Origin of the sequence: Streptomyces scopuliridis RB72, from assembly GCF_000718095.1 — a bacterium.
Classification (GTDB): Bacteria; Actinomycetota; Actinomycetes; order Streptomycetales; family Streptomycetaceae; genus Streptomyces; species Streptomyces scopuliridis.
In genome coordinates this window covers 441195-463252 of the sequence record NZ_JOEI01000002.1, presented here as the reverse complement: position 1 = coordinate 463252, position 22058 = coordinate 441195, and the positions used below count along the sequence as shown (strand labels likewise).

The window sequence follows — 22058 nt, the reverse complement described above, 5'->3', positions numbered from 1 at the left end:
CGCGGCGGGCGCACGCTCGCCGCGTTGTCGGAGTCGCCCGAGTACGGCCGGGCCATCCACAACGCCGATCCTCCGCCTTGCGATCGCCGCTCGGCATCCGAAGGAGAATCAAGGCGCCGAGACGAAGAGAGCGCAGCGAACGTAGTGCACCAGACGCCGCGGTCTGATCCGCGAAGATCGGCCGGACCGTACCTAGGCGGATGCTACTCGGTGCCCGCCGGTGCTGCGAGTGGCGTGCGCCACTGCCCGGCGTCGCGGCTGAGCAGAGTGGGAGGCGTTGGCGGCCCTACGGTCACCTGACGGGCAGCCAAATGTCAGTGCCCGCAGGTTTACTGGACACATGACCACCGCACAGCAACTCGCCGTCATCGAGCTGCTGCGTGTCCGCGCCTTCCCCGCGGAGCGCGGCCCCACCGAGCTGGGCAGAAGCGGTCCCGGCTACCACCTCGCCGAGCTGTTCCAGGGGGACGGCACGGCGGATGCCGGTCAGCACGGCGCGGAGCACACCGCGCTGACCGGCATTCTCACCGCCCGCTTCGGTGAGCCGCACTACATCAGTCTCTGGAGCGTGCGGACACGCCTCGGCGCGGGGGAGGAGATACCGGACCCCTGGCGCGAGTTGAGCGACGGCTTCGACTACCTCCACCTGTGGCGGTGGGAGGGCCGCTGGCTCGCGCTGGGCGCGGCGGGGGAGGCGGGGGCGGACGGTGAGGCGGGGCCGGACGGTGAGGCCGGGGAGCGGCCGTTCCGTATCGTCGTGGCCGTCACCGAGACGGATCCGCCGTAGATGACCGTGCCGTACGGACGGTCAGCCGCCTGCTTTCGTCAACGGGCCGGACGACAGGGCCCGTTCCTGCCGGGCCCGGATCTCGGCCGGATCGGTGCTGTCGACAGGAGTGTTCAGGTCACGGTCGAGGGTCTCCGGCGCCATGCGGGTGGTGATCAGACTGACCGTCGTGACCAGCATCATGTACACGGCGACGGGTATCCAGGAGCCGGAGAACGCGGTGACCAGCGCGGTACAGATCAGCGGTGCGACCCCGCCGCCGATCACGGAGGAGAACTCCCGGCCCAGGGTGACCCCGGCGTAGCGGTAGCGGTTGCCGAACAGCTCCGGGAAGTAGCTCATCTGTACGCCGACCGCGCCCTGACAGGCCAGGATGAAGCCGACGACGATCGCCACCGTGATCGCGATCTTCGATCCGGAGTTGAGCGCGACGAAGGTGGGGGCGGGGAGCAGGACGAGCGCGCTGAGGATCAGGGTGTACACCGGCCTGCGTCCGAGCCGGTCCGAGAGCGTGCCGAAGCCGATCGCCGCGATACCGCCGCAGATCGCGCCCAGCAGCAGCACTTCCGGTACGAAATCCTTGTCGACGCCCACGGTCGTCACCAGATAGGAGGCCATGAAGACCTGGTACGTGTAGGACTGCGTGCTGATCCCGAAGTTCATGAAGAGGACCAGCAGCATCGGCCGCCGGCCGTGCGCGAAGACCTCCTTCACCGGCGACGCGGGCCGCTCGGCCTGCTTCTTGAGGTCCTGGAAGACCGGGCTCTCGTTGAGCTTGCGCCGGATCACCATCGCGACCACGGTCACCACGAGACTGCTGCAGAAGACCAGCCGCCAGCCCCAGCTCATCAGGGCGTCGTCGGAGAGCCGTTGGGCCAGTATCCAGGCCACCGCCCCGAGCGCCGTGCCCAGCGCCGCGCCCGCCATGACAAGCGAGGACAGCCTCCCTCGCCGTCCTCTGGCGGCCGTCTCGGTGAGGAGGGTGGCGCCTCCCGACTGCTCCGCGCCGGCGCCGAAGCCCTGGCCCATCCGGCAGATCAGCAGCAGGATCGGGGCGAGCAGCCCCACCTGCCCGTACGTCGGCAGCAGACCGATGGCGAGCGTGGAGCCGCCCATCAGCAGCAGCGTGGCGACCAGCACCCACTTGCGGCCGAGGCGGTCCCCGTAGCGGGAGAAGAAGAGCCCGCCGAGCGGCCGGGCCGCGAAGCCCACCGCGTACGTACTGAAGCTGGCGAGGATGCCGACCGAGGCCGAGACATTGGGAAAGAACAGATCGCTGAAGATGAGCGCCGAGGCGGTTCCGTAGATGACGAAGTCGTACTGTTCGAGCGCGGTGCCGATCAGACCGGCCCAGGCGGCGCGGCGTACGGCGCCCGGGTCGGCGGCCGGTTCCCCGGACGGGGTCTCGGCGGGTGGGGACAGAGGTGCGGTGGCTGGGGTGGTGTTGCTGTCCATGATCCATGCCTCCTTGAACGGATCGGTTTTCAGAGCGGTGCGGGGACTTCCGGAGCGGTGCGGTTCCAGAGCGGTGCGGGGAGTTCCGGAGCGGTGCGGGGAGGGGGGTGAGGAGCGGTACGGGGACGGTCAGACGGGCGCGTCGCCTGGGCGGACGACGACCTTGAGATGAGCCGGGTCGGCCCCCGGCGCCCGCAGCGCGTCGGCCGCCAGATCCAGCGGGAACCGACCGGTGAGCACACCCGCGAGATCGACCCGCCCTTCGGCGGCCAGCGCGATCGCCGTGGGGAAGGCGTGCGCGGAGCGGAACGCGGTGGACAGCTCGATCTCCCAGCGCTGGAGATGCGCGAGCGGCAGCCCGTCGACGCTCGGCGGCGCCTGGCCCACCACGATCGCCCGGCCGGCGGGGCGCAGTGTCCTGAGCCCCTGCCAGAGCGCCGCCGGATGGGCCGAGCACTCCAGCAGCCGGTCGATCCCGGTGAGATCCGGGGCCTGCCCGGCCGTGTTGATCACGGCGCTCGCCCCCAGGGCGAGAGCTTGGGCCAGTCGTGCGTCATTGACATCGGTGACGATCACTTCCGTCGCCCCCGCGGCCCGCGCCACCTGCATGACGAGCACACCGATCGGGCCGGCTCCGGTGACCAGTACGCGGTCGCCGAACTCGACTCCGGCCCGCTGCACCGCCCATACGGCGACGGCCAGCGGCTCGATCAGCGCGCCGGCCTCCAGGGGGATCGCGTCGGGGAGGGGATGGACGGCGCGGCCGGCGGCGACGATGTGCTCGGCGAACGTGCCGTCGGTCGGGGGCGAGCCGAAGCAGGTGCCGACCGGGCAGAGGTTGTAGCGCCCGGAGCGGCAGGTCGGGCAGGTGCCACAGCCGACGGCGGGCTCCACCGCGACGCGGGTGCCGACCGCCAGCGGTACGGCGGAGCCCTTCGCGGTGATGACCCCGGCGGCCTCGTGGCCGAGCACGGTCGGCTGCCGCAGCACGTTCTGGCCGTTGCGGCCCTGGGCGAAGTAATGCATGTCCGAGCCGCAGACACCGACGGCGTCGACCGTGACGAGCACATCGTCGGGGCCGAGGGGCCGCAGCGCGCGGTCTTCGATACGCAGGTCACCCGGGCCGTACAGAACAGCGGCGCGGGCCGATTCGGGAGCGGGCACTTTCTCACGTCCTTGTGAGGGGGATCGGGGAGGAGTTGAAGAGACGAGGAGACTTGGAGGGAGGCGGGGGCAAGGGGACGGGGGCAGGGAAGGGTCAGCGGACGGGCCGCGGTTCGGCCTCGGCGGCGCGGGTGGCATCCGCCGCGGCGGCGGCCGGCCCGTAACGGACGAGAACGTCGAGGAGTTCGGCGACCCGGCCGGCGAAGTCGGGGTACTCCGTCAGACCGTCGCCGAGCAGTCCGCTCTCCAGGACGGCTTCGACGAACGCGGTCCGGGATCCCGAGGGGGCGCGGTCCGCGATCCCGGTCAGTGCGGCGCGGGCCGGATCCACCATGGCGGCGGCGTGCGGACCCGGCGAGAAGCCGGACGGCGGCGCCACACAGCACAGATAGGCGGCGACGGTCAGCGCCAGATGATGGGGCATCCGCCCCGCGCGCAGATGCAGCAGCGCGGGCTCGGGCACCCGCTGGCGCAGCTTCACCGAACCGTCCGAGCCGACCTGCTGGGTGCGATGGCCCAGAGCCGTGTTGGCCCAGCGCTCGAAGAGCTGCCCGACGTACGCGTCCAGTTCGATATCGGCGGGCACGGCGAGACTCGGCAGATAGTCGCCGAACAGGACCCCGCGCGCCGCCTCGGCGATGAACGGCCTGCCGATCGAGTCCGGGATGGTCCCGCGCCCGTCCAGCGCGCCCAGGTAGGCGATCAGCGAATGGGTGCCGTTGAGCAGCCGGAGCTTGAGCAGCTCGTACGGCTCGACGTCGTCGGTGAACAGCGCGCCGCCGTGCTCCCAGCGCGGACGCCCCGCGGCGAACCGGTCCTCCATCACCCACATGCTGAACGGCTCGGCCGGCACCGGTACGTCGTCCCGTACCCCGAGCCGCGCGGCGACCGCGTCGCGGTAGACATCGGTGGTGGCGGGCACGATCCGGTCGACCATCGAGTTGGGGAACGCCACCGCGTTCTCCAGCCACGGCGTCAGATCGTCGCGCTCGGCGGTCGGCAGGGCCTCGGTGAACTCGCGGACCAGCCGCCGCGTCTGGTCGCCGTTGCCCACCAGGTTGTCGCAGCTGAGCACGGTCACGGGCGCGGCATTCGCCCGCCGGCGGCGCTGGAGCCCGCGGACGATCTGCCCGATGGTGGTACGCGGCGGACCGTCACCCGCCAGGTCCGCCCGTACCGCGGGTGCGTCGAGGTCCAGGCCGTGCGTGCGCGGCGAGTAGGTGTAGCCGTGTTCGGTGACCGTCATCGTGATGAGGGCCGTACCGGGCGCCGCGAGGGCGTCGAGCACATCCTCGGGCTGCTCAGCCGCCACCAGCGCGCCGGTGTGCACGGCGGGGACGGTGACATGGGTGCGCCCGGGCGAGATCTCCACGACCGCGTAGCGCATCTCCTGCTCACGCATCGCCCGCGCCACGCTCACCGAGCGCCCGGCCACACCGAGAATGCCCCACGGGCCATCGGTGTGGGCCAGCGCGGCGGCCGTGTGCACGGCCTGGTGGGCGCGGTGGAAGTTGCCGAGACCGAGATGCACGATGCCGGTCTCGGCGGGCGGACGCCGGCGCCCCGCCGTCCGCGCGGGCACGGTCGCGGCACCGAGCCGGGGAAGAACCGTCATCGCCGTCACCAGTCCGTCATCGAGCCGTCGCGACGGCGCGCGACCGGCAGATAGGCGGGCTCGTACGGATACCGGGCGGCCAGCGCCTCGTCGACCTCGATCCCGAGACCGGGCTGGTCACCGGGGTGCAGATATCCGTCGGCATAGGTCCACGCGTGCCGGAACACCTCATGGACGACCGGTTCGTAGCCCATGTACTCCTGGATGGCGAAGTTCGGGGTCGAGAGCCCGACATGCAGCGACGCGCCCAGCGCCACCGGCGACACATCCGAGGGGCCGTGCGGACCGAGCGCGATCTGCCAGATCTCGGCCAGCGCCGCGATCCGCCGCAGATGACTGATCCCGCCCGCGTGCGTCACACACGTCCGTACGTAGTCGATCAGCTGCTCGGTGATCAGGGACTGGCACTCCCAGACGGTGTTGAACACCTCGCCGATCGCCAGCGGCACGGTGGTGTGCTGCCGTACATGCCGCAGGACCTGCTGGTTCTCCGCCGGAGTGACATCCTCCAGCCAGAAGAGGTCCACCGCCTCCAGCGCGCCGCCGAGCCGTGCGGCCTGGCCCGGTGTGAGCCGGTGGTGCACATCGTGCAACAGCTTCAGCTCCGGCCCCACATGGTCGCGGGCCGCCGCGAGCACCTTCGGCGCGTGCCGGAGATACGACTCGGTGTCCCAGACCTCCTCCACGGGCGCGGCGCCCCGCCCGGCCGGCTCGTACCCCGGACCGCCCTTGGTGACGCCGTACACCATGTCGTGGCCGGGCACGCCGCTCTGTGCGCGTACCGCGAGGAAACCCCGCTCGCGCTGGGCGTCGATCGAGTCCAGCAGCTGGGGGATGTCCCAGCCGGTGGCATGGGTGTACGTCAGGATCCGGTCGCGTACCGCGCCGCCGAGCAACTGGTAGACGGGCTGGCCGGTCGCCTTCCCCTTGATGTCCCACAGCGCGAGGTCCACCGCGCCGATGGAGGTCATCGTCACGGGACCGCGCCGCCAGTAGACCCCGCGGTACAGGTACTGCCAGGTGTCCTCGATCCTCGCCGGGTCCCGGCCTATGAGGAGCGGCGCGACGTGGTCGCGCAGATACGAGGCGACGGCCAGCTCGCGGCCGTTGAGCGTGGCATCGCCCCAGCCGGTCAGCCCCTGGGCCGTGGTGATCTTGAGCGTGACGAAATTACGGCCCGGACTGGTGACGAGGACATCGGCGGCGACGATCGTGTCGGTCGTGCTCATCGGGCCACCACCACGACATCGCGCAGCTCTTCGCCCGCGGCCAGCCGCCCGATGTTGGCGGCGATATCGGCGGCCCGGCGCGCGAAGGTCTCGCGGGTGAGGCCCGAGGAGTGGGGAGTCATCAGTACGTTGTCCAGCTTCTCGAAGGGGTGGTGGCCGGGGGCGCCGGTGTGCCCGCCGGGCGGATACCGGTACCAGACGTCGAGCGCGGCGGCGCCGATGGCGCGTTCGCTCAGCGCCCGGTAGAGGGCGTCCTCGTCCACGACAGGTCCGCGGCCGACATTGATCAGCACCGCGTCCGGACGCATCCGGGACAGTTCGGCCGCGCCGATCAGCCCCGCCGTCGCCTCGGTCAGCGGCGCCGACACCACCACGATGTCGGAGGTCTCCAGCAGCGTCCCGAGATCGTCGACCGTGCCCGACCAGGCCAGCCGCCGGGCCGCCGCGTCGACATCACCGCGCCGGGTGACGGCCACGCCCCGCGCGCCGAACGCCCGGAACAACTCCCAGCAGCGCGCGCCGATATGACCGAAGCCGACGAAACCGACCGTCGCCGTGGCGAGGCTGTCCACCCAGGGGGAGCGCGGGTCGTACGCGGGGGAGTCCCACTCCCCGTGACGCAGCGCGCGGTGCTGACGCAGAAAGCCGCGGCGCAGCAGGATGGCGGACGAGAGGACGTACTCGGCCATCGAGTCCTCGTGGTGGAACGTATGGGCGACGACGGTGCCCGGCGCCAGCGAGCCGATGTCGATCTTCTCCGTGCCGGCGCCCGCGGCGTGGACCAGCCGGAGGCGCGGGGCGACGGCGGCCATCCGGGCGGAGCACACCGCCGATACGAGGACATCCGCGTCCGCGAGGGCCGCCTCGACCGCGCCGGCGTCCCCGGCATCCGGCCAGTTGACGGCCACGCCGGCGGGGAGAGCGGCCTCGAACTCCGCCCGCAGGGGCACGAGATTGGAGTCGGCGACCACGACGGTCCGTATGCTGGCGGCCGTTGCGGTCTTGCCGGTCTTGCCGGCCTTGTCAGCGGTCATGACGCGTCCTCCCACGCCCGGTCCACGGCGGCTTCCTGCCGGGAGGAGTGCGACGCGGCCGGTCCGCTCGACCCGCGCACGATGAGCTGGGTCGGCAGCCGGAGCATGCGCGGGGTCTGCCGCTCGCCCGCGATGATCTGTCCCAGCAGGTCCAGGCTGAGCGCACCGGCCTTGGCCATCGGCACCGCGATGCTCGTCAGGGACGGTTGTGACACCTCCGCGAACGGGATGTCGTCGACCCCTATGACACTGAGGTCCTCCGGGACGGCCAGCCCCAGCGCGCGGGCACCGGCGATCACACCGAACGCCATCAGATCGTTGTGCGTGATCACCGCGGAGGCGCCGGAGGCCATCACACTCGCCGCCGCGGCGGTCCCGCCCGCCACCGTCTCGGCCTGCCACCCCAGCAACTCCAGCCCGAGCCCGGCCCGTTCGGTCTCGGCCCGGATCAACTCGACGCGGTGCGCGTTGGACCAGGAGCGCTGCATGCCCTGCACATAGGCGATCCGCCGATGCCCGAGCGCGGCCAGATACTCGACGGCCTGCCGCATCCCGTGCGCGGCGTCGGCGATCACGCAGTCCGCGCCGGTCGTCTCGCGATTGACCAGGACGACGGGCGTGCGGCCACAGATGTCGAGGATCTCCTCCGCCTCCAGCCGGGGCGAACACACGATCAACCCGTCCGCGCGGTCCCGCATATGCGCGATCACCTCGCGCTCGCGGTCGGGGCTCAGATCGGTGTCGGCGAGCACGACGGTCTGCCTGCGATGCCACCCCTCACCCTGGGCGGCCTTCACGAAGGCCCCGAACACGGGGTTGGCGATATCGGGCACGACAACGGCCACGGTGGCGGTCTCGCCCTCGGCGGGCGGCTCCGCGAGGCGTGCGACGGATGGCTCGTATCCCAGCTCTTGCGCAACGGCAAGCACCTTGCGCAAGGTCTGGGGTCCGAGCCGGTCCGGGTCGCTGAAGGCGCGGGATGCGGTGGAAAGCGCGACGTTGGCGCGCTTGGCTACGTCGGTGAGGGTGGGGGCCATGGGGACTCCGCTACTGGTTCGACGGAGTGAGGTGGGTGAACGACATGTTGCATGGTCGTCACCGTTGCGCAAACTTGTCAAGGGTTGCCGAGAATTCGGCAAGGTTGCCGTGCGGTGGGGGGTGTTGTGGTGCGGTGCGCCTCCCGGCGGGGGGTCGTTGCGCGGGGTGCGTTGTGGTGGCGGGTGCCGGGGCCTCCGGCGGTCCCGGCAACCCGCCGCCCGGCTGGGGGTCGGGGGCGGGTGCGGCCCGGCGGCCGCGAGTCAGGTGGTGGAAGCGGGGCCCGGCGGCAGGTGGACCGTCATGATCAGGTGGCAGGTTTCGGTGCCCGCGCCGCGGTAGGTATGCGCGGCGTCGCCGTCGAACGTGGCGGTCTGTCCGGCTTCGACGGTGTGCTCGGTGCCGTCGACGACCAGGGTCATCCGGCCGGAGGTGACGCTGACGGTTTCCACGACTCCTGCCTGGTGGGGGTGGCTTGGGTATTCCTCGTCCGGCTCCAGCCGCCAGCGCCAGACCTCGACAGGGGCCGGGCCCGAGGTCGTCAGCATGAGCCGGGCCTCGCTGCCCTGTTTCCCGGTCCACAGCGGCGCGATGGCGTCGGCGGCCACGACGCGGACGCGGCCTTCGGCCGGTCCCTGCATCAGGGCGGACACCGAGATGCCGAGGGTGTCGGCCAGCCGGACCAGGGTGGCGAAGTTGGGGTTGCCCTGGGCTTTCTCCAGTCCCACCAGGGCGCCCTTGCTCACCTGGGCGCGTCTGCTGAGTTCGTCCAGGGACAGGCCGGCGCGCGTGCGGGCCGCCTTGACGTTGTGCGCCACCGCTCGCAGGGCTGCGGCCGTCTCGGTCATCTGATCTCCCATCCTTACCACTGGAATGCACCGTGCGGTCGGTTGGTTGACATCGACCGGTCGATCCGTTGTACGGTTTGGTCGTTCCAGTGAATAGTAAGGGATGCACCGTGATCGCTCTGCTGCTGGCCCTTGGCAGCTCACTCGCCTACGGATGCGCCGATTTCCTCGGAGGGCTTGGCGCCCGGAAAGCCCATGTGCTGCGTACCGTCATGATCGCTGCCCCGGCCAGCCTCGCCGTCGAACTGCTGCTGTGGCCGTTCCTCGGCGCCTCGTTCAGTGCCGGTGCTCTCGGCTGGGGTGCCGCATCGGGGGTCGCCTCGGCCGCCGCGTTCGCCCTGCTCTACCGCACCCTGGCGGTCGGTCCGATGAACGCGCTGTCGCCGGTGACCGCGCTGGTGTCCGCCGCGCTGCCCGTCGGGGTGGGCCTGCTGCAGGGCGAGCGCCTGGCCGCCGTCGGACTCATCGGCCTGCCGCTCGCGCTGGTGGCGGTCGTGCTGGTCAGCGCCGGACACGGCGCCGGCTCGGCGCGTCCCTCCCGGACGGCGCTGCTGCTGGCCTTGGGCGCGGGCGCGGCCATCGCCCTTCAGCTCGTTCTCCTGCACCAGACGCCCTCCGACAGCGGGGTGGCTCCCCTGATCATCGGCCGGGCCGTCTCCTCTGCTGTCACCCTGGCCGCAGCCGGGCTGATGCACCGCAAGCTGGGCCCGGAGCGGCCCGCGTACGCGATGTCGGCGGCCGCGGGTGTGCTGGACTCCGTGGCGAACCTGCTGTTCCTCCTCGCCGCCCGCAGCGGGGACCTCGCCGTCGTCGCCGTGATCACTGCCCTCTACCCGGCCGGCACGGTCCTGCTCGCCCGCGGCGTGCTCGCCGAACGTATCCACCGCGGCCAACTCGTCGGCCTGGGCGCCGCCGCCGTCGCCGTCAGCCTCCTCGCCCTCAGCTGAGCAGCCCACCACACAAGGAGACCAGCATGTTCATCCAGCCCTGGGACGCCACCCTCGGCGAAGCCGAATGGCAGACCTGGATCGCCGACGGCCACGACTTCGGACAGTTGAGCGTCAATGGCCTGCCCGGCCACCCGCCCACCGTCGTCCCCACCCACTTCACTTGCGACGACCGCCACCTTCTCATCCACCTCGCCCGGCCCAACCCGGTCTGGAAGGCGATCGAGCACGACCAGAACGTCGTCTTCACCGTCATCGGCGACTACGCCTTTATTCCCGGCCCCTGGCGCGCCAAGGCCGACACTCCGCCCACCGACGGCGTGCCCACCAGCTACTACGCGGCGGTGCAGTTCGCCTGCCGTGCCGGCATCGTCGATGAGCCCGAGGCCAAGGCCGAGCTGCTGCGCCGCCAGCTCGCCCACTTCCAGCCCGACGGCGACCACGCGCCGGTCGCCGTCGACCAGCCGCCCTACGGTCGGATGCTGTCCGGAATCCGCGGCCTGCGCCTGGAAGTCACCGAGGTACGGGCCAAGTTCAAGTACGACGACCACAAGCCCGTCGAGCACCGCACCTCCGTCGCCGACCGCCTCACTGAGCGTGGCCAGGGCCTGGACGTGCCCACCGCGCGCCAGCAGCTCCGCCGCCTGGACCGCATCGGCCCCTGGAAGCCCTGACCCCCACCCCCGCACGTACACAGAAAACGGAAACCCCGCTCATGCCCGCCTTCCGCATCGCCCCCGCCGTCGCAGACGCCTTCCCCGACACCCTCATCGCCCTGGTCACCGCCACCGGCCTGCGCGGCCGCGAACCCTGGCCCGACACTGCCGCCGCCCTGGAGGACTTGGAGCAGCGGCTCGCCGACGGCATCTGGCAGCCGGCCGACGAGACCGATCCCCGTATCGAGGCGTGGCACAGCGCCTACCGCTCCTTCGGCACCAACCCCCGCCGCATCCGCCCCAGCGTCGACGCGCTCGGCCGCCGCCTGGCCAAGAAGGGGGCCCTGCCGCGCATCAACCCGGCCGTCGACTCCTACAACGCCGTCTCCGTCCATCACGGCCTGCCCGCCGGCGCCTTCGACGTGGACCACGTCACCGGCGACGTCGACATCCGCCACGCGGACGGCACCGAATCCTTCACCCCGCTCGGCGAACCCGACACCGTCGAAACCCCCAAGCCCGGCGAAATCATCTACGCGGACACCACCGGCGTCCTGACCCGCCACTGGAACCACCGCGACGCCCACCGCACCCGCGTCACCGAGGACTCCACCCACATCGCCCTCGTCCTCGAAACCCTCCACGCAGACCGCGACGGGGACCTCCTCAAGGCCGCGGCACACGAGTTGCAGGGCCTGCTCGCCCTGCATGCCGAACAGACCGCCGTGCACTACCTCAGCCCGGCACAACCCCAGGCCACCGTCTGAGTCGTCCGCCAGACCGACCGCATCGCGTCCGGGAGCTCGGTCGTGCCCTGGCCTCCAGGGAAGAGAGCTCGGCCCCGCTCGGCCGGTGAACCCTCCGGGCCGAGGTGGCTTGTGCGGGCGGTGAAGGGGGGCGCGCAGGGGTCGTGTCCGGGACACTGAAGCGTGATTTGTGGCGCGCGACCGCCCGTCTTCCGACTGTGGCCCGTTAGGCGCCGTAAATCATGCCGTCCCGGGCGCGAGCCCCGGAGCGCACCCCGGCGACAACCCGCACTCGGAGTCCGGCCCGAGCCAAAGACCACCCGTACCGAACAACCCGCACTCGGAATCCGGCCCCAGCCAGAGACGACCCGCGCCATACAACCCGCTTCACGCGGAGGTCACAGGATCGAGCCCGGCGTATAGCCCGCGGCCTCCGGGTGGCGCTTCACGATCTCCTCGACGCGGGACACCACCGTCGCGATCTGGTCCTCCGCCGCGCCCGTGAAGGACAGCTTGTCCGCCATCAGCGCGTCCAGCGCGGCGCGGTCGAGCGGCATGCGGTCGTCCGCGGCCAGCCGGTCGAGGAGTTCGTTGCGCTCGGCGCCCTGTTCGCGCATCGCGAGGGCCGAGGCCACGGCGTGCTCCTTGATGACCTCGTGCGCCGCCTCGCGGCCCACACCGGCCCGTACCGCGCCCATCAGCACCTTGGTCGTGGCCAGGAACGGCAGATAGCGGTCCAGTTCGCGCGCCACGACCGCCGGGAACGCGCCGAACTCGTCGAGGACCGTCAGGAAGGTCTCCAGCAGCCCGTCGAAGGCGAAGAACGCGTCGGGCAGCGCCACCCGGCGGACCACCGAGCAGGAGACATCGCCCTCGTTCCACTGGTCGCCCGCCAGCTCGCCGGTCATCGACGCGTAGCCGCGCAGGATCACCATGAGGCCGTTGACCCGCTCGCAGGAGCGCGTGTTCATCTTGTGGGGCATCGCGGACGAGCCGACCTGGCCGGGCTTGAAGCCCTCGGTGACCAGTTCGTGCCCGGCCATCAGCCGGATCGTCTTGGCGACCGAGGACGGCGCCGCCGCCAGCTGCACCAGCGCGGTCACCACGTCGTAGTCGAGCGAGCGGGGATACACCTGGCCGACCGAGGTGAAGGCCTGGGCGAAGCCCAGGTGGCCGGCGATACGGCGTTCCAGCTCGGCCAGTTTCGCGGTGTCCCCGCCGAGCAGGTCGAGCATGTCCTGCGCGGTGCCGACCGGGCCCTTGATCCCGCGCAGCGGGTAGCGGCCGAGGAGGTCGTCCAGACGCCCGTACGCGACGAGCAGTTCGTCCGCGGCGGTCGCGAAGCGCTTGCCGAGCGTCGTGGCCTGCGCGGCGACGTTGTGCGAGCGGCCGGCCATGACCAGCTCCCCGTACTCGCCGGCGAGCTTGCCGAGGCGGGCCAGCACCGCCACCGTGCGGTCCCGCATCAGCTCCAGGGACAGCCGGATCTGGAGCTGTTCGACGTTCTCCGTCAGATCGCGGGAGGTCATTCCCTTGTGCACCTGCTCATGGCCGGCGAGCGCGTTGAACTCCTCGATCCGCGCCTTCACATCGTGCCGGGTGACCTTCTCGCGCTCGGCGATCGACGCCAGATCGACCTGGTCGAGGACGCGCTCGTAGTCGGCCGGCGCGGACTCCGGCACCTCGATCCCGAGGTCCCGCTGGGCCCGCAGCACGGCGAGCCACAGCTGACGCTCCAGCCTCACCTTCTGCTCGGGGGACCACAGCACGGCCAGCTCGGTCGAGGCGTAGCGGCCGGCAAGGACATTGGGGATACGAGGCTTGGCAGTCACGTGAAGGGATTCTATAGGCGCTTTGTGCAGGCCAGCGCCGCGGGCGTTTTTGTGGCTTGCTACGAGAGCCCCCGCGGGCCGGCGTCGGGCGCCGGTGTGCCGTCGGGCCCCGGTATCTCGTACGGCAGCAGCTCCGGCCGCTTCGCGGGCCGGCCGTCCCCCGAGGAGCGTCCCGTGACCCGGCGCATGATCCACGGCCCGAGATGCTGCCGGGCGAACCGGATGTCGCTCGTCCGCCGCGCGGGCCACCCCACGGGCACGGCCGGCGGCAGCTCCGCGCGCCAGTCGTCCTCGGCGTCCAGCCCCAGCGTCTGCCAGACGGCCTCCGCGACCCGGCGGTGGCCCTCGCCGGTGAGATGCAGCCGGTCCGCGTCCCACAGCCGTTGATCACCGAGCACCGGAGCCCCGTACAGATCGACGACGAGCGCGCCATGGCGCGCGGCCAGCTCGTCCACGAGGGAGAACAGCTCCTCCATCCTCGGCCGGAACCTCTCCATCACCGGGCCGTCGCGACCGGGGCTGCGCATCAGCACCAGCTGTCCGCAGGCCGGGGCGAGCCGTTCCACCGCCTCGGCGAGCAGCCCGCGCACCCGCCCCATGTCGACCTTCGGCCGCAGGGTGTCGTTGAGTCCGCCGACCAGCGTCACCAGGTCCGGTTTCATCGCGGCGGCGACGTCCACCTGTTCGTTGACGATCTGGCCGATGAGCTTTCCGCGTACGGCGAGATTCGCGTACCGGAACCCGGGGGTACGGGCCGCGAGCCGCGCGGCGAGCAGATCCGCCCAGCCGCGGTACGAGCCGTCGGGGAGGAGGTCGGACATGCCCTCGGTGAAGGAGTCACCGACCGCGACGAAACTGGTGTAGTTGGCATTCATCTCCATGGCGGAGTGATCGTACCGCTCGGTATGGACCGCGCCTTCCGAGGGTCCCCGGCGGGCCTACGCGTGCCTGCCGACCAGCTCGCGCAGTACGTCCTCCATCGTCACCAGCCCTTCGAGCCTGCCCTCGTCGTCCTCGACCGCGGCCAGATGCGTACGGCTGCGGCGCATCGCCGTCAGTACGTCGTCCATCGGCGTCGTGGCCCGTACCCGCGCGATCGTCCGCATCTCCTGGACGGGGAACGGTCCGTCGCGCGGTACGGCGTCCAGCGCGTCCTTCACATGGAGGTAGCCCAGGATCCGCCGCGAGGTGTCCACCACCGGGAAGCGCGAGAATCCGGTCTCCGCCGCCAGGCGCTCCAGGCCCTCCGGGGTGATCCCGAGCCGCGCGGTGACCACCCCCTCCAGCGGCATCACCACATCGCGCACCGGCCGGCGCCCCAGCTCCAGCGCGTCGTGCAGCCGCTCGGCCGCGCGGTCGTCCAGGAGCCCCGCGTGGCCGGCGTCCGTGACCAGCCGGGCCAGCTCGTCGTCGGAGAAGGTGGCGGTCACCTCGTCCCGCGTCTGCACCCGGAGCAGTCTCAGCAGCGCGTTGGCGAAGGCGTTGACCGTGAAGATCACCGGGCGCAGCGCCCGCGCCAGCGCGACCAGCGGCGGGCCGAGCAGCAGCGCCGCCCGCGCGGGACCGGCCAGCGCGACGTTCTTCGGCACCATCTCGCCGAGCAGCATGTGCAGATACGTGGCCACGGTGAGCGCGATCACGAACGAGATCGGATGCACCAGACCGTGCGGCACGCCCACCGCGTTGAAGACCGGCTCCAGCAGATGCGCGATGGCGGGCTCGGCGACGATACCGAGCACCAGCGTGCACAGCGTGATGCCCAGCTGCGCCGCCGCCAGCAGCGCCGACACATGCTCCAGGCCCCAGATGACGCGGCGCGCCCGCCGGTTGCCTGCCTCCGCCTCCGGCTCGATCTGGCTGCGGCGTGCGGAGATCAGGGCGAATTCGGACGCGACGAAGAAGGCGTTGACGACCAGCGTCAGCAGACCGATGAACAACTGGAGCGCGGTGATCATCGCTCCTCCTCACCGTTGTCCCCGGCCGCCGGGAGGGGCGCGCGCAGCAGCAGCCGGGCCGCGCGCCGGCCCGTGGCGTCCACGACCTCCAGCTCCCAGCCGTCCAGTTCGAGCCGGTCGCCCTCGGCGGGGATACGGCCCAGCTGCGTGGCGACCAGACCGGCGAGCGTCTCGTACGGCCCCTCCGGCATCCGCAGCCCCACGGCCCTCAGCTGGTCGGCCCGCGCCGCGCCGTCCGCCGACCAGAGCCCATGGCCCTCCGCGTCCTCGCCCAGCAGCGCCAGACCGGGGGTCTCCTGCGGATCGTGCTCGTCGCGCACCTCGCCGACGACCTCCTCGACGATGTCCTCCAGCGTCACGACGCCCGCCGTCCCGCCGTACTCGTCGATGACGACGGCCATCGTGGCGCCGCCCGACAGCCGGTCGAGCAGCTGGTCCACCGTCAGGCTCTCCGGCACCAGCAGCGGTTCGCGCAGCAGACCGGCCACCGGCTGCCGGGGCCGCCCCTCGGCGGGGATCGCCAGGACGTCCTTGATATGGACGGTTCCGACGACGGTGTCGAGGCTGCCCCGGTAGACGGGAAATCGAGATAGCCCGGTGGCGCGGCTGGCGTTGGCGACATCCTCCGCCGTGGCGCGTATGTCGAGGGCCATCACCTGCACCCGGGGGGTCATCACGTTCTCGGCGGTCAGCGCGGACAGGCTGAGCGTCCGTACGAACAGCTCGGCGGTATCCGCCTCCAGCGCGCCCTCCTTCGCGGAGTGCCGTGCCAGGGCGGCCAGTTCCTGCGGGCCGCGGGCGGAGGCCAGCTCCTCGGTGGGCTCAAGACCGAAGCCGCGCACGATCCGGTTCGCGGTGCTGTTGAGATGGCCGATGAACGGACGGAACGTCGCGGTGAAGTACCGCTGCGGGGTGGCCACCACCTTGGCGACGGCCAGCGGCGACGAGATCGCCCAGTTCTTCGGGACCAGCTCGCCGACGACCATCAGGACGAGGGTCGACAGGGCCGTGCCGATCACCAGCGCCACCGAGGAGGCGACGGAGGGGGACAGCCCCACGGCCTCGACCGGTCCGCGGATCAGCTTCGCGATGGACCGCTCGGAGAGCATGCCCACGACCAGATTCGTGACGGTGATCCCGAGCTGCGCGCCGGAGAGCTGGAACGTGAGGCTCCGTACGGCCTTCAGTGCCCCCGCGGCGCCCCGCTCCCCGCGCTCGGCGGCCCGTTGCAGCTCTCCGCGCTCGACGGTGGTGAGGGAGAATTCCGCCGCCACGAAGGCTCCGCAGGCGAGCGAGAGCAGCACCGCCACGACGAGCAGAAGCACCTCGGTCATCGATTACACCTCCGTCCCATGATCGGTCAGGGAGGGGAGGACCGCGCGACATCGGCCGTCCCGCGTGCTGCCGATGGATCAGCCGTCCCCCAGCGGCTTCACCCAGCGGGTCCACTGTGGCTGAGGGCCGTAGCCGGACGCCCGCCAGGCGTGGTGCGCCAGTTCGTTGCCGTCCAGCACCATCGCGTCGCCGCGCCGCCCGCCCAGCCGTACGAAGCGCTCCTCCGCCGCGGTCAGCAGCGCCGTGCCGATGCCCAGGCGCCGCTGGTCCGGATGGACCGCGAGCCGGTAGAGATGACAGCGCCAGCCGTCGAAGCCCGCGATCACCGTGCCCGCGATCGCGCCGTCGCGCTCCGCGAGGATCAGGGACTCGGGGTCGCGGGCCACGAGCCGCTCGATGCCGTCGCGGTCGTCCGTGATGCTGGTGCCCTCCGCGGCGTCCTTCCAGAAGGCCAGCACCGCGTCGAGGTCGGCCGGCGTCGCGGCCCGTATCCGGAAATCGTTCATACCGGCGATCCCATCACTGTTCGGACAGGCAGGTCGAACGGTTTCCGCCCTGTGGTCAGCTGCCGCTCAGCTCCTCGATCACCGGCCCGAACGCCTCCATGAACGGGGCGAGGACACAGAGATAGCTGAAGCCGAACCGTTCCCGCAGTCCCCGTAGCTGGTCGGCGATCTGCCGTACGGTGCCGACCGCGATCAGCGGCAGATCCAGCAGCTCGTCCTCGGTCAGCTCCGGCGCGATCGGGGTCAGCTCCCGGACCGCCGCCCTGCGGTCCGGGGTGACGGCGACGTACTGGAGCAGCAGATTCAGCTCGGCGGGGACCGCTCGCCCGGCCGCGAAGCCCCGGTACGCGTCGACGCGCTCGGCCAGCTCCCGCGCGGCGAGCGCGCGCAGCCCCCCTTCCTTGGTGGCCCGGCCCCCGGCGAACGCGGCGATCTCCGCGTGCTCGGCCGCCAGCCGCAGCACCCGGTCGCCGTTCCCGCCGATCAGCAGGGGCGGCCGGGGCAGCTGTACGGGCCGGGGCAGCTCCACCTCGTCACCGAGCAGCCGGTCCAGCTCCGTGACCGTACGGATCAGATGACCCACCCGTTCGCCGGGCGGAAGGAACTCCAGACCGGCCCGCTCATGCTCCTCCCGCACATAGCCGGCGCCGAGCCCGACCTCCAGACGCCCGCCGGTCAGCGCGTCCGTGGTCGCGATCTCCCGGGCGAGCAGCGCGGGGTTCCAGAAGGCGGCGTTGAGGACGAAGGTGCCGAGCCGGGGCCGCTCGGTCGCCGCCGCGGCGGCCACCAGCGCCGGGAAGGGCGCCACCATCCCCAGATGGTCCGGCACGAGGATCACGTCATAGCCGAGGGCCTCCGCCCGTACGCACCGCGCGCGCCAGGCTTCGCCGATATCGGGCGTCGTCATGTTCACACCGAATCGAAAAGGGCGTGTCATGCCGCCGACCCTAGGCGCCCCGCCGTACGTCGGGTAGGGCGCGTGCCTGCCGTGTTGCCGTTGCTAGCACCCGCGCGCTAGCTTTGGCGTATGGCCAAGACGCAGCTGAACGTACGTGTGGACGAGACCACCGCGGAGGCCGCGCGTCTGCGGGCCTCCGAGCGGGGGATGAGCGTGAACCGCTATATCGAAGAGCTGGTCAAACGGGACGCGGGCGAGGCCGGACGTACGTTCGTGGAGTCCGCCGCCGACTTCATGAAGCAGTACGAATCGGTCTTCACCGAGGAGTTCGGCGCGGAGCGCGCGGGCGCGCGTTGACGCTTCGGATCGAGCTCGCCTGGCTCCTCATGGTCGCGGAGCACCACACACCCGGGGATCCACAGGTCACCGACTGGGGCGCGCTGGTCGCCGCCGTCAGCCGCCATGAGGCGGAGATATTCGGCACCCCCGTGTACGGCGACCCGCACGCACGGGCCGCCGCCCTGCTGCAGTTACTGCTCCACGTCCCGGCCCTGGAACGCTCCAACGCGCTGTTCGCCTCCGCCGTGGCCTACGGCTATCTGGTGGCGAGCGGGCTGCGGGTCGCGACCTCGCCCGAGCGCGTCCGGGACCTGGCGAAACTGGTCAAGGACGGCACGGCCGACATCGATGCCATCGCCGCGGAACTGCGCGACTGGAGCCTCTGAGACCCGCCGGACCCCCTATGGAGTTCCGGTGGCTCCCGGCGCGTCCGCTTCCCGTGCGAACGTCCGCGCGTCCCACCGTCCGTCCAGCCGGGGTGCCAGCCAGGACACCGCGCGCTCCCGGAACTCCGCGGGAGTCAGCGCACCCGCGCCCTCCGGGACCGCGCCCAGCAGCGGCGCGCCCGCCGACTCCGGCAGATCCCCCAGATTGCAGCGCGCCGCGAGGTCGGGCACGGCCGGCCAGCGGCCGATCACGACCCCTTCGAGCGTCAGTGACCTCGCCCGCAGCGCCTCCGCGGTCAGCGCGGTCATATTGAGCGTGCCGAGCCCGGCGGGGGCCACCACCAGCACCGGAGCCCCCAGCAGCCGGGCCGCGTCCGCGAGCGTCGCGCCCGTCCCGTCGAACCGTACGAGCAGTCCGCCCGCGCCCTCGACCAGCACCAGATCGTGCTCGGCCGCCAGCTTCTCGGCCGCGTCGGCGATCTCCTCCGGCCCCACCGGCGCCGCGCCGGCCCGCCGCGCCGCGGTCGCCGGGGCCAACGGGTCGGGGTACCGCGCCAGTTCGACGGCCGTGACCGGTCCCGCCAGTCGCGCCACCTCGGCCGCGTCACCTGTCTCACCCGGCCCTAGACCGGTCTGTGCGGGCTTGAGCACCGCGACCGTACGCCCACGCGCCAGCGCGACCGCGGCCACCGCCGCCGTGACGACGGTCTTGCCGATCTCCGTCCCGGTTCCCGTCACGATCATCACCGGCATGCTTCAGCCCTCTCCCGCCGCCGCCGTCACCGCGCGGCAGATCCGTTCGACATCCCGGTCATCCGTGACATACGGCGGCATGGTGTACACGAGATCGCGGAACGGCCGCAGCCATACGCCCTCCCGTACCGCCGCCCTCGTCGCGGCCTCCATGTCCACGGCGTGGTCCAGCTGGACGACGCCGATGGCGCCCAGCACCCGTACCTCCCGTACGCCGGGAAGGGACGCGGCCGGCGCGAGCCCCTCGCGCAGGCCCGCCTCGATCCGCTTGACCTCCCGCGCCCAGTCCTGGTCGAGCAGCAGCTCGATCGAGGCGCGGGCGACCGAGGCAGCCAGCGGATTGCCCATGAACGTCGGTCCGTGCGCCAGCACCGGCACCTCGCCCCGCGAGATGCCCTCGGCCACGCGTGACGTGCACAGCGTCGCCGCCATCGTGAGATACCCGCCGGTCAACGCCTTGCCGATACACATCACATCGGGCGAGATGCCGCCCTGCTCGGCGGCGAAGAGCGTCCCCGTCCGTCCGAACCCCGTCGCGATCTCGTCCAGGATCAGCAGCACATCGTGCGCGTCGCACGCCTCCCGCAGCACCCGCAGATACGCGGGGGAGTGGAAGCGCATCCCGCCCGCGCCCTGTACCACCGGCTCGACGATGACCGCGGCCAGTTCGTCCGCGTGGCGGGCGATGAGCGCGCGCAGACCGTCGGCGTACGGCTCCTCGTACCCGACGGGCGGCGCGTCCGCGAAGATCTGCCGGGGCAGCACCCCCGACCAGAGGTCATGCATCCCGCCGTCGGGGTCGCACACGGACATCGGCTGCCAGGTGTCGCCGTGGTAGCCGCCGCGCCAGGTCAGCAGCCGTTGCTTCGCCGGACGGCCCACCGAACGCCAGTACTGGAGACACATCTTCACCGCGACCTCGACCGACACCGAGCCCGAGTCGGCGAGGAACACATGGCGCAGCGGCTCCGGAGTGATCTCGACGAGGAGCGCCGCGAGCCGCACGGCCGGCTCATGGGTGAGCCCGCCGAACATCACATGGCTCATCCGGTCCAGCTGGCCGTGCGCCGCCGCGTTGAGCACGGGGTGGTTGTAGCCATGGATCGCCGACCACCAGGACGACATGCCGTCGACCAACTCGCGCTGTCCCTGGGCGGGTTCCGCGAGCCGCAGCCGTACCCCGGACGCGGACTCCACGACCAGCGGTTCGGCACGGCCGGGCATGGGGCCGTACGGATGCCAGACATGGGCCCGGTCCAGGGCCAGCAGTTCGCCGGGGGCCGTGTCAGGCATTGGGCGCCAGGTCGGTACCGGCGCCGCGGCGGCGTACCGCCACCAGGTCCGTACGGGGCGCCCCGGTGTTCGTGACCGGTTCCGCCGGAGCGGACTGCCCGGAATCGCCCGATCCGCACGGACCGCATCCCTCGCGACGGTGCTCGGGCAGCGTGGTCGTGTCCGCGCCCTCCACCTCGAAGCCCGCGTCCGCGATCATCTCCAGGTCCGCCCGGCCCTCCTGGCCCTCGCTGGTGAGATAGTCCCCGAGGAAGATCGAGTTGACCAGATGGAGCGCGAGGGGCTGCATCGAGCGCAGATGCACCTCGCGCCCGCCCGACAGCCTGACCTCCACATCGGGGCAGACGAACCGCGTCATGGCCAGAATGCGCAGACAGTGCTGCGGGGTGAGGTTCCACTCCTTGGCGAGCGGCGTCCCCTCGAACGGGATCAGGAAGTTGACCGGCACCGAGTCGGGGTCCAGCTCGCGCAGCGAGAAGACGACATCGACCAGATCCGCGTCGCTCTCCCCCATGCCCGCGATCAGCCCCGAACACGCGGACAGCCCGGCGGTCTGCGCCCGTCGCACCGTGTCCACCCGGTCGGCGAAGGTGTGGGTGGTGGTGATGTCGCCGTACGTGCCCTCGGACGTATTGAGGTTGTGGTTGTACGCGTCGGCGCCCGCGGCCCGCAGCCGCTCCGCCTGGCCGTCCGAGAGCAGCCCGAGACAGGCACAGATCTCGACGTCCTCGTTCTGCTCCTTGATCGCCTCGATGGTCTGCGAGACCCGGTCGACATCGCGGTCCGTCGGACCCCGGCCGCTCGCGACCAGACAGACCCGCTTCGCCCCGCCCGCCACTCCGGCGGCCGCCGCCTTCGACGCCTCGTCGGGCTTCAGCCAGGTGTACTTGAGGATCTCGGCCTTGGAGCCGAGCCGCTGCGAACAGTACGAGCAGTCCTCGGGGCACAGCCCGGACTTCAGATTGACCAGATAGTTGAGCTTCACCCGCCGCCCGAACCACTGACGGCGCACCTTCCCGGCCGCGGCCACCACTTCGAGCAGATCGTCGTCGGAGGTCGCCAGTACGGCGAGCGCTTCTTCGCGGGTCGGCAGCTCGCGCCGCAGGCCCTTCTCCACCAGCGTGTTCAGCAGGTCCATGGTGCTGATCCTTGCCCATCGAGGACGTCCGGGAAAAGGAGGAACCCCACAACACCGTCGGAACGACGTGTGTGTATGACCACACCCTGACCCGGTCGCGACCCGGC

22 protein-coding genes are annotated in these 22058 nt (G+C 71.6%); 6 read left to right on the top strand and 16 right to left on the bottom strand.

Features of this window, described 5'->3' with window-relative positions:
* The first annotated feature begins 340 nt into the window (after nt 1-340).
* Nucleotides 341-787, top strand: coding sequence for a hypothetical protein (locus IF11_RS36325; protein WP_030349850.1), 447 nt, complete (start codon nt 341-343; stop codon nt 785-787).
* 21 nt (nt 788-808) lie between these two features.
* Here the strand turns inward: IF11_RS36325 and IF11_RS0103225 are convergent, their stop codons facing one another.
* The 7 genes from IF11_RS0103225 to IF11_RS0103195 form a co-directional block, all read right to left on the bottom strand.
* Complete coding sequence (locus IF11_RS0103225) at nt 809-2242, bottom strand: MFS transporter (RefSeq protein WP_051745411.1); 1434 nt, start codon at nt 2240-2242, stop codon at nt 809-811.
* A 129-nt stretch (nt 2243-2371) separates the two neighbouring features.
* Nucleotides 2372-3406: an NAD(P)-dependent alcohol dehydrogenase gene (locus IF11_RS0103220; RefSeq protein ID WP_037726826.1), complete on the bottom strand. Its 1035-nt coding sequence runs from the start codon at nt 3404-3406 to the stop codon at nt 2372-2374.
* 94 nt (nt 3407-3500) lie between these two features.
* The gene (locus tag IF11_RS0103215) at nt 3501-5021 is read right to left on the bottom strand and encodes a mannitol dehydrogenase family protein (protein ID WP_051745445.1); all 1521 of its coding nucleotides are present in this window, start codon (nt 5019-5021) and stop codon (nt 3501-3503) included.
* 5 nt (nt 5022-5026) lie between these two features.
* Nucleotides 5027-6250 (bottom strand): D-mannonate dehydratase ManD, encoded by a 1224-nt coding sequence (gene manD / locus IF11_RS0103210; protein WP_030349846.1) that lies wholly within the window; start codon nt 6248-6250, stop codon nt 5027-5029.
* Nucleotides 6247-7284 (bottom strand): 2-hydroxyacid dehydrogenase, encoded by a 1038-nt coding sequence (locus IF11_RS0103205; protein ID WP_051745410.1) that lies wholly within the window; start codon nt 7282-7284, stop codon nt 6247-6249. Before IF11_RS0103205 ends, manD begins: the two co-directional genes overlap by 4 nt.
* Nucleotides 7281-8321: a LacI family DNA-binding transcriptional regulator gene (locus tag IF11_RS0103200; protein WP_037726823.1), complete on the bottom strand. Its 1041-nt coding sequence runs from the start codon at nt 8319-8321 to the stop codon at nt 7281-7283. Before IF11_RS0103200 ends, IF11_RS0103205 begins: the two co-directional genes overlap by 4 nt.
* Nucleotides 8322-8582: 261 nt before the next feature.
* Nucleotides 8583-9167 (bottom strand): helix-turn-helix domain-containing protein, encoded by a 585-nt coding sequence (locus tag IF11_RS0103195; protein ID WP_030349843.1) that lies wholly within the window; start codon nt 9165-9167, stop codon nt 8583-8585.
* A gap of 110 nt (nt 9168-9277) precedes the next feature.
* Here IF11_RS0103195 and IF11_RS0103190 point away from each other — a divergent pair, with 110 nt between their 5' ends.
* From IF11_RS0103190 to IF11_RS0103180, 3 genes are read left to right on the top strand one after another with little or no spacing between them, the layout of a single operon-like run.
* Nucleotides 9278-10114: an EamA family transporter gene (locus IF11_RS0103190; RefSeq protein WP_030349842.1), complete on the top strand. Its 837-nt coding sequence runs from the start codon at nt 9278-9280 to the stop codon at nt 10112-10114.
* A 26-nt stretch (nt 10115-10140) separates the two neighbouring features.
* Entirely contained in the window at nt 10141-10788 is a 648-nt protein-coding gene (locus IF11_RS0103185) for an FMN-binding negative transcriptional regulator (protein WP_030349841.1), read from the top strand.
* 41 nt (nt 10789-10829) lie between these two features.
* A complete protein-coding gene (locus IF11_RS0103180) occupies nt 10830-11537 on the top strand; it encodes a B3/B4 domain-containing protein (RefSeq protein WP_030349840.1) in 708 nt (235 codons plus the stop codon).
* A gap of 377 nt (nt 11538-11914) precedes the next feature.
* On the opposite strand, the gene purB is transcribed toward IF11_RS0103180, so the two are convergent.
* From purB to IF11_RS0103150, 6 genes are all read right to left on the bottom strand, one after another.
* Nucleotides 11915-13348, bottom strand: a complete 1434-nt coding sequence (gene purB, locus IF11_RS0103175) for an adenylosuccinate lyase (RefSeq protein ID WP_030349839.1) — start codon at nt 13346-13348, stop codon at nt 11915-11917.
* A 59-nt stretch (nt 13349-13407) separates the two neighbouring features.
* A complete protein-coding gene (locus IF11_RS0103170) occupies nt 13408-14229 on the bottom strand; it encodes an SGNH/GDSL hydrolase family protein (protein ID WP_030349838.1) in 822 nt (273 codons plus the stop codon).
* Between the two features lie 57 nt (nt 14230-14286).
* The gene (locus tag IF11_RS0103165; RefSeq protein ID WP_106979093.1) at nt 14287-15300 is read right to left on the bottom strand and encodes a hemolysin family protein; all 1014 of its coding nucleotides are present in this window, start codon (nt 15298-15300) and stop codon (nt 14287-14289) included.
* Entirely contained in the window at nt 15300-16637 is a 1338-nt protein-coding gene (locus tag IF11_RS0103160; RefSeq protein ID WP_030349836.1) for a hemolysin family protein, read from the bottom strand. The genes IF11_RS0103165 and IF11_RS0103160 overlap by 1 nt, the downstream gene beginning before the upstream one ends.
* Before the next feature lie 78 nt (nt 16638-16715).
* Nucleotides 16716-17144 (bottom strand): GNAT family N-acetyltransferase, encoded by a 429-nt coding sequence (locus IF11_RS0103155; RefSeq protein ID WP_030349835.1) that lies wholly within the window; start codon nt 17142-17144, stop codon nt 16716-16718.
* Between the two features lie 55 nt (nt 17145-17199).
* Nucleotides 17200-18081, bottom strand: coding sequence for a TIGR03621 family F420-dependent LLM class oxidoreductase (locus tag IF11_RS0103150; protein ID WP_030349834.1), 882 nt, complete (start codon nt 18079-18081; stop codon nt 17200-17202).
* A gap of 90 nt (nt 18082-18171) precedes the next feature.
* Between IF11_RS0103150 and IF11_RS0103145 the strand changes: the two genes are divergently transcribed.
* Nucleotides 18172-18399, top strand: a complete 228-nt coding sequence (locus tag IF11_RS0103145) for a hypothetical protein (RefSeq protein ID WP_030349833.1) — start codon at nt 18172-18174, stop codon at nt 18397-18399.
* Nucleotides 18396-18767, top strand: coding sequence for a hypothetical protein (locus IF11_RS0103140; RefSeq protein WP_030349832.1), 372 nt, complete (start codon nt 18396-18398; stop codon nt 18765-18767). Before IF11_RS0103145 ends, IF11_RS0103140 begins: the two co-directional genes overlap by 4 nt.
* A gap of 15 nt (nt 18768-18782) precedes the next feature.
* On the opposite strand, the gene bioD is transcribed toward IF11_RS0103140, so the two are convergent.
* Genes bioD through bioB form a run of 3 tightly spaced genes read right to left on the bottom strand, consistent with a single transcriptional unit; the run spans nt 18783 to nt 21951 of the window.
* Complete coding sequence (bioD, locus tag IF11_RS0103135) at nt 18783-19520, bottom strand: dethiobiotin synthase (protein ID WP_030349831.1); 738 nt, start codon at nt 19518-19520, stop codon at nt 18783-18785.
* 3 nt (nt 19521-19523) lie between these two features.
* Nucleotides 19524-20813: an adenosylmethionine--8-amino-7-oxononanoate transaminase gene (locus tag IF11_RS0103130; protein ID WP_030349830.1), complete on the bottom strand. Its 1290-nt coding sequence runs from the start codon at nt 20811-20813 to the stop codon at nt 19524-19526.
* On the bottom strand, nt 20806-21951 hold the full coding sequence (gene bioB, locus IF11_RS0103125) for a biotin synthase BioB (RefSeq protein WP_030349829.1): 1146 nt from the start codon (nt 21949-21951) through the stop codon (nt 20806-20808). Before bioB ends, IF11_RS0103130 begins: the two co-directional genes overlap by 8 nt.
* Between the last annotated feature and the right edge of the window lie 107 nt (nt 21952-22058).

Excerpts from the sequence above, each read along its gene's own strand:
- IF11_RS36325 (WP_030349850.1), top strand. The coding sequence starts at position 341 with ATGACCACCGCACAGCAACTCGCCGTCATCGAGCTGCTGCGTGTCCGC.
- IF11_RS0103225 (WP_051745411.1), bottom strand. The coding sequence starts at position 2,242 with ATGGACAGCAACACCACCCCAGCCACCGCACCTCTGTCCCCACCCGCC.
- IF11_RS0103215 (WP_051745445.1), bottom strand. The coding sequence starts at position 5,021 with ATGACGGTTCTTCCCCGGCTCGGTGCCGCGACCGTGCCCGCGCGGACG.
- manD (WP_030349846.1), bottom strand. The coding sequence starts at position 6,250 with ATGAGCACGACCGACACGATCGTCGCCGCCGATGTCCTCGTCACCAGT.
- IF11_RS0103205 (WP_051745410.1), bottom strand. The coding sequence starts at position 7,284 with ATGACCGCTGACAAGGCCGGCAAGACCGGCAAGACCGCAACGGCCGCC.
- IF11_RS0103200 (WP_037726823.1), bottom strand. The coding sequence starts at position 8,321 with ATGGCCCCCACCCTCACCGACGTAGCCAAGCGCGCCAACGTCGCGCTT.
- IF11_RS0103195 (WP_030349843.1), bottom strand. The coding sequence starts at position 9,167 with ATGACCGAGACGGCCGCAGCCCTGCGAGCGGTGGCGCACAACGTCAAG.
- IF11_RS0103185 (WP_030349841.1), top strand. The coding sequence starts at position 10,141 with ATGTTCATCCAGCCCTGGGACGCCACCCTCGGCGAAGCCGAATGGCAG.
- IF11_RS0103180 (WP_030349840.1), top strand. The coding sequence starts at position 10,830 with ATGCCCGCCTTCCGCATCGCCCCCGCCGTCGCAGACGCCTTCCCCGAC.
- IF11_RS0103170 (WP_030349838.1), bottom strand. The coding sequence starts at position 14,229 with ATGGAGATGAATGCCAACTACACCAGTTTCGTCGCGGTCGGTGACTCC.
- IF11_RS0103160 (WP_030349836.1), bottom strand. The coding sequence starts at position 16,637 with ATGACCGAGGTGCTTCTGCTCGTCGTGGCGGTGCTGCTCTCGCTCGCC.
- IF11_RS0103155 (WP_030349835.1), bottom strand. The coding sequence starts at position 17,144 with ATGAACGATTTCCGGATACGGGCCGCGACGCCGGCCGACCTCGACGCG.
- IF11_RS0103150 (WP_030349834.1), bottom strand. The coding sequence starts at position 18,081 with ATGACACGCCCTTTTCGATTCGGTGTGAACATGACGACGCCCGATATC.
- IF11_RS0103145 (WP_030349833.1), top strand. The coding sequence starts at position 18,172 with ATGGCCAAGACGCAGCTGAACGTACGTGTGGACGAGACCACCGCGGAG.
- bioD (WP_030349831.1), bottom strand. The coding sequence starts at position 19,520 with ATGCCGGTGATGATCGTGACGGGAACCGGGACGGAGATCGGCAAGACC.
- IF11_RS0103130 (WP_030349830.1), bottom strand. The coding sequence starts at position 20,813 with ATGCCTGACACGGCCCCCGGCGAACTGCTGGCCCTGGACCGGGCCCAT.
- bioB (WP_030349829.1), bottom strand. The coding sequence starts at position 21,951 with ATGGACCTGCTGAACACGCTGGTGGAGAAGGGCCTGCGGCGCGAGCTG.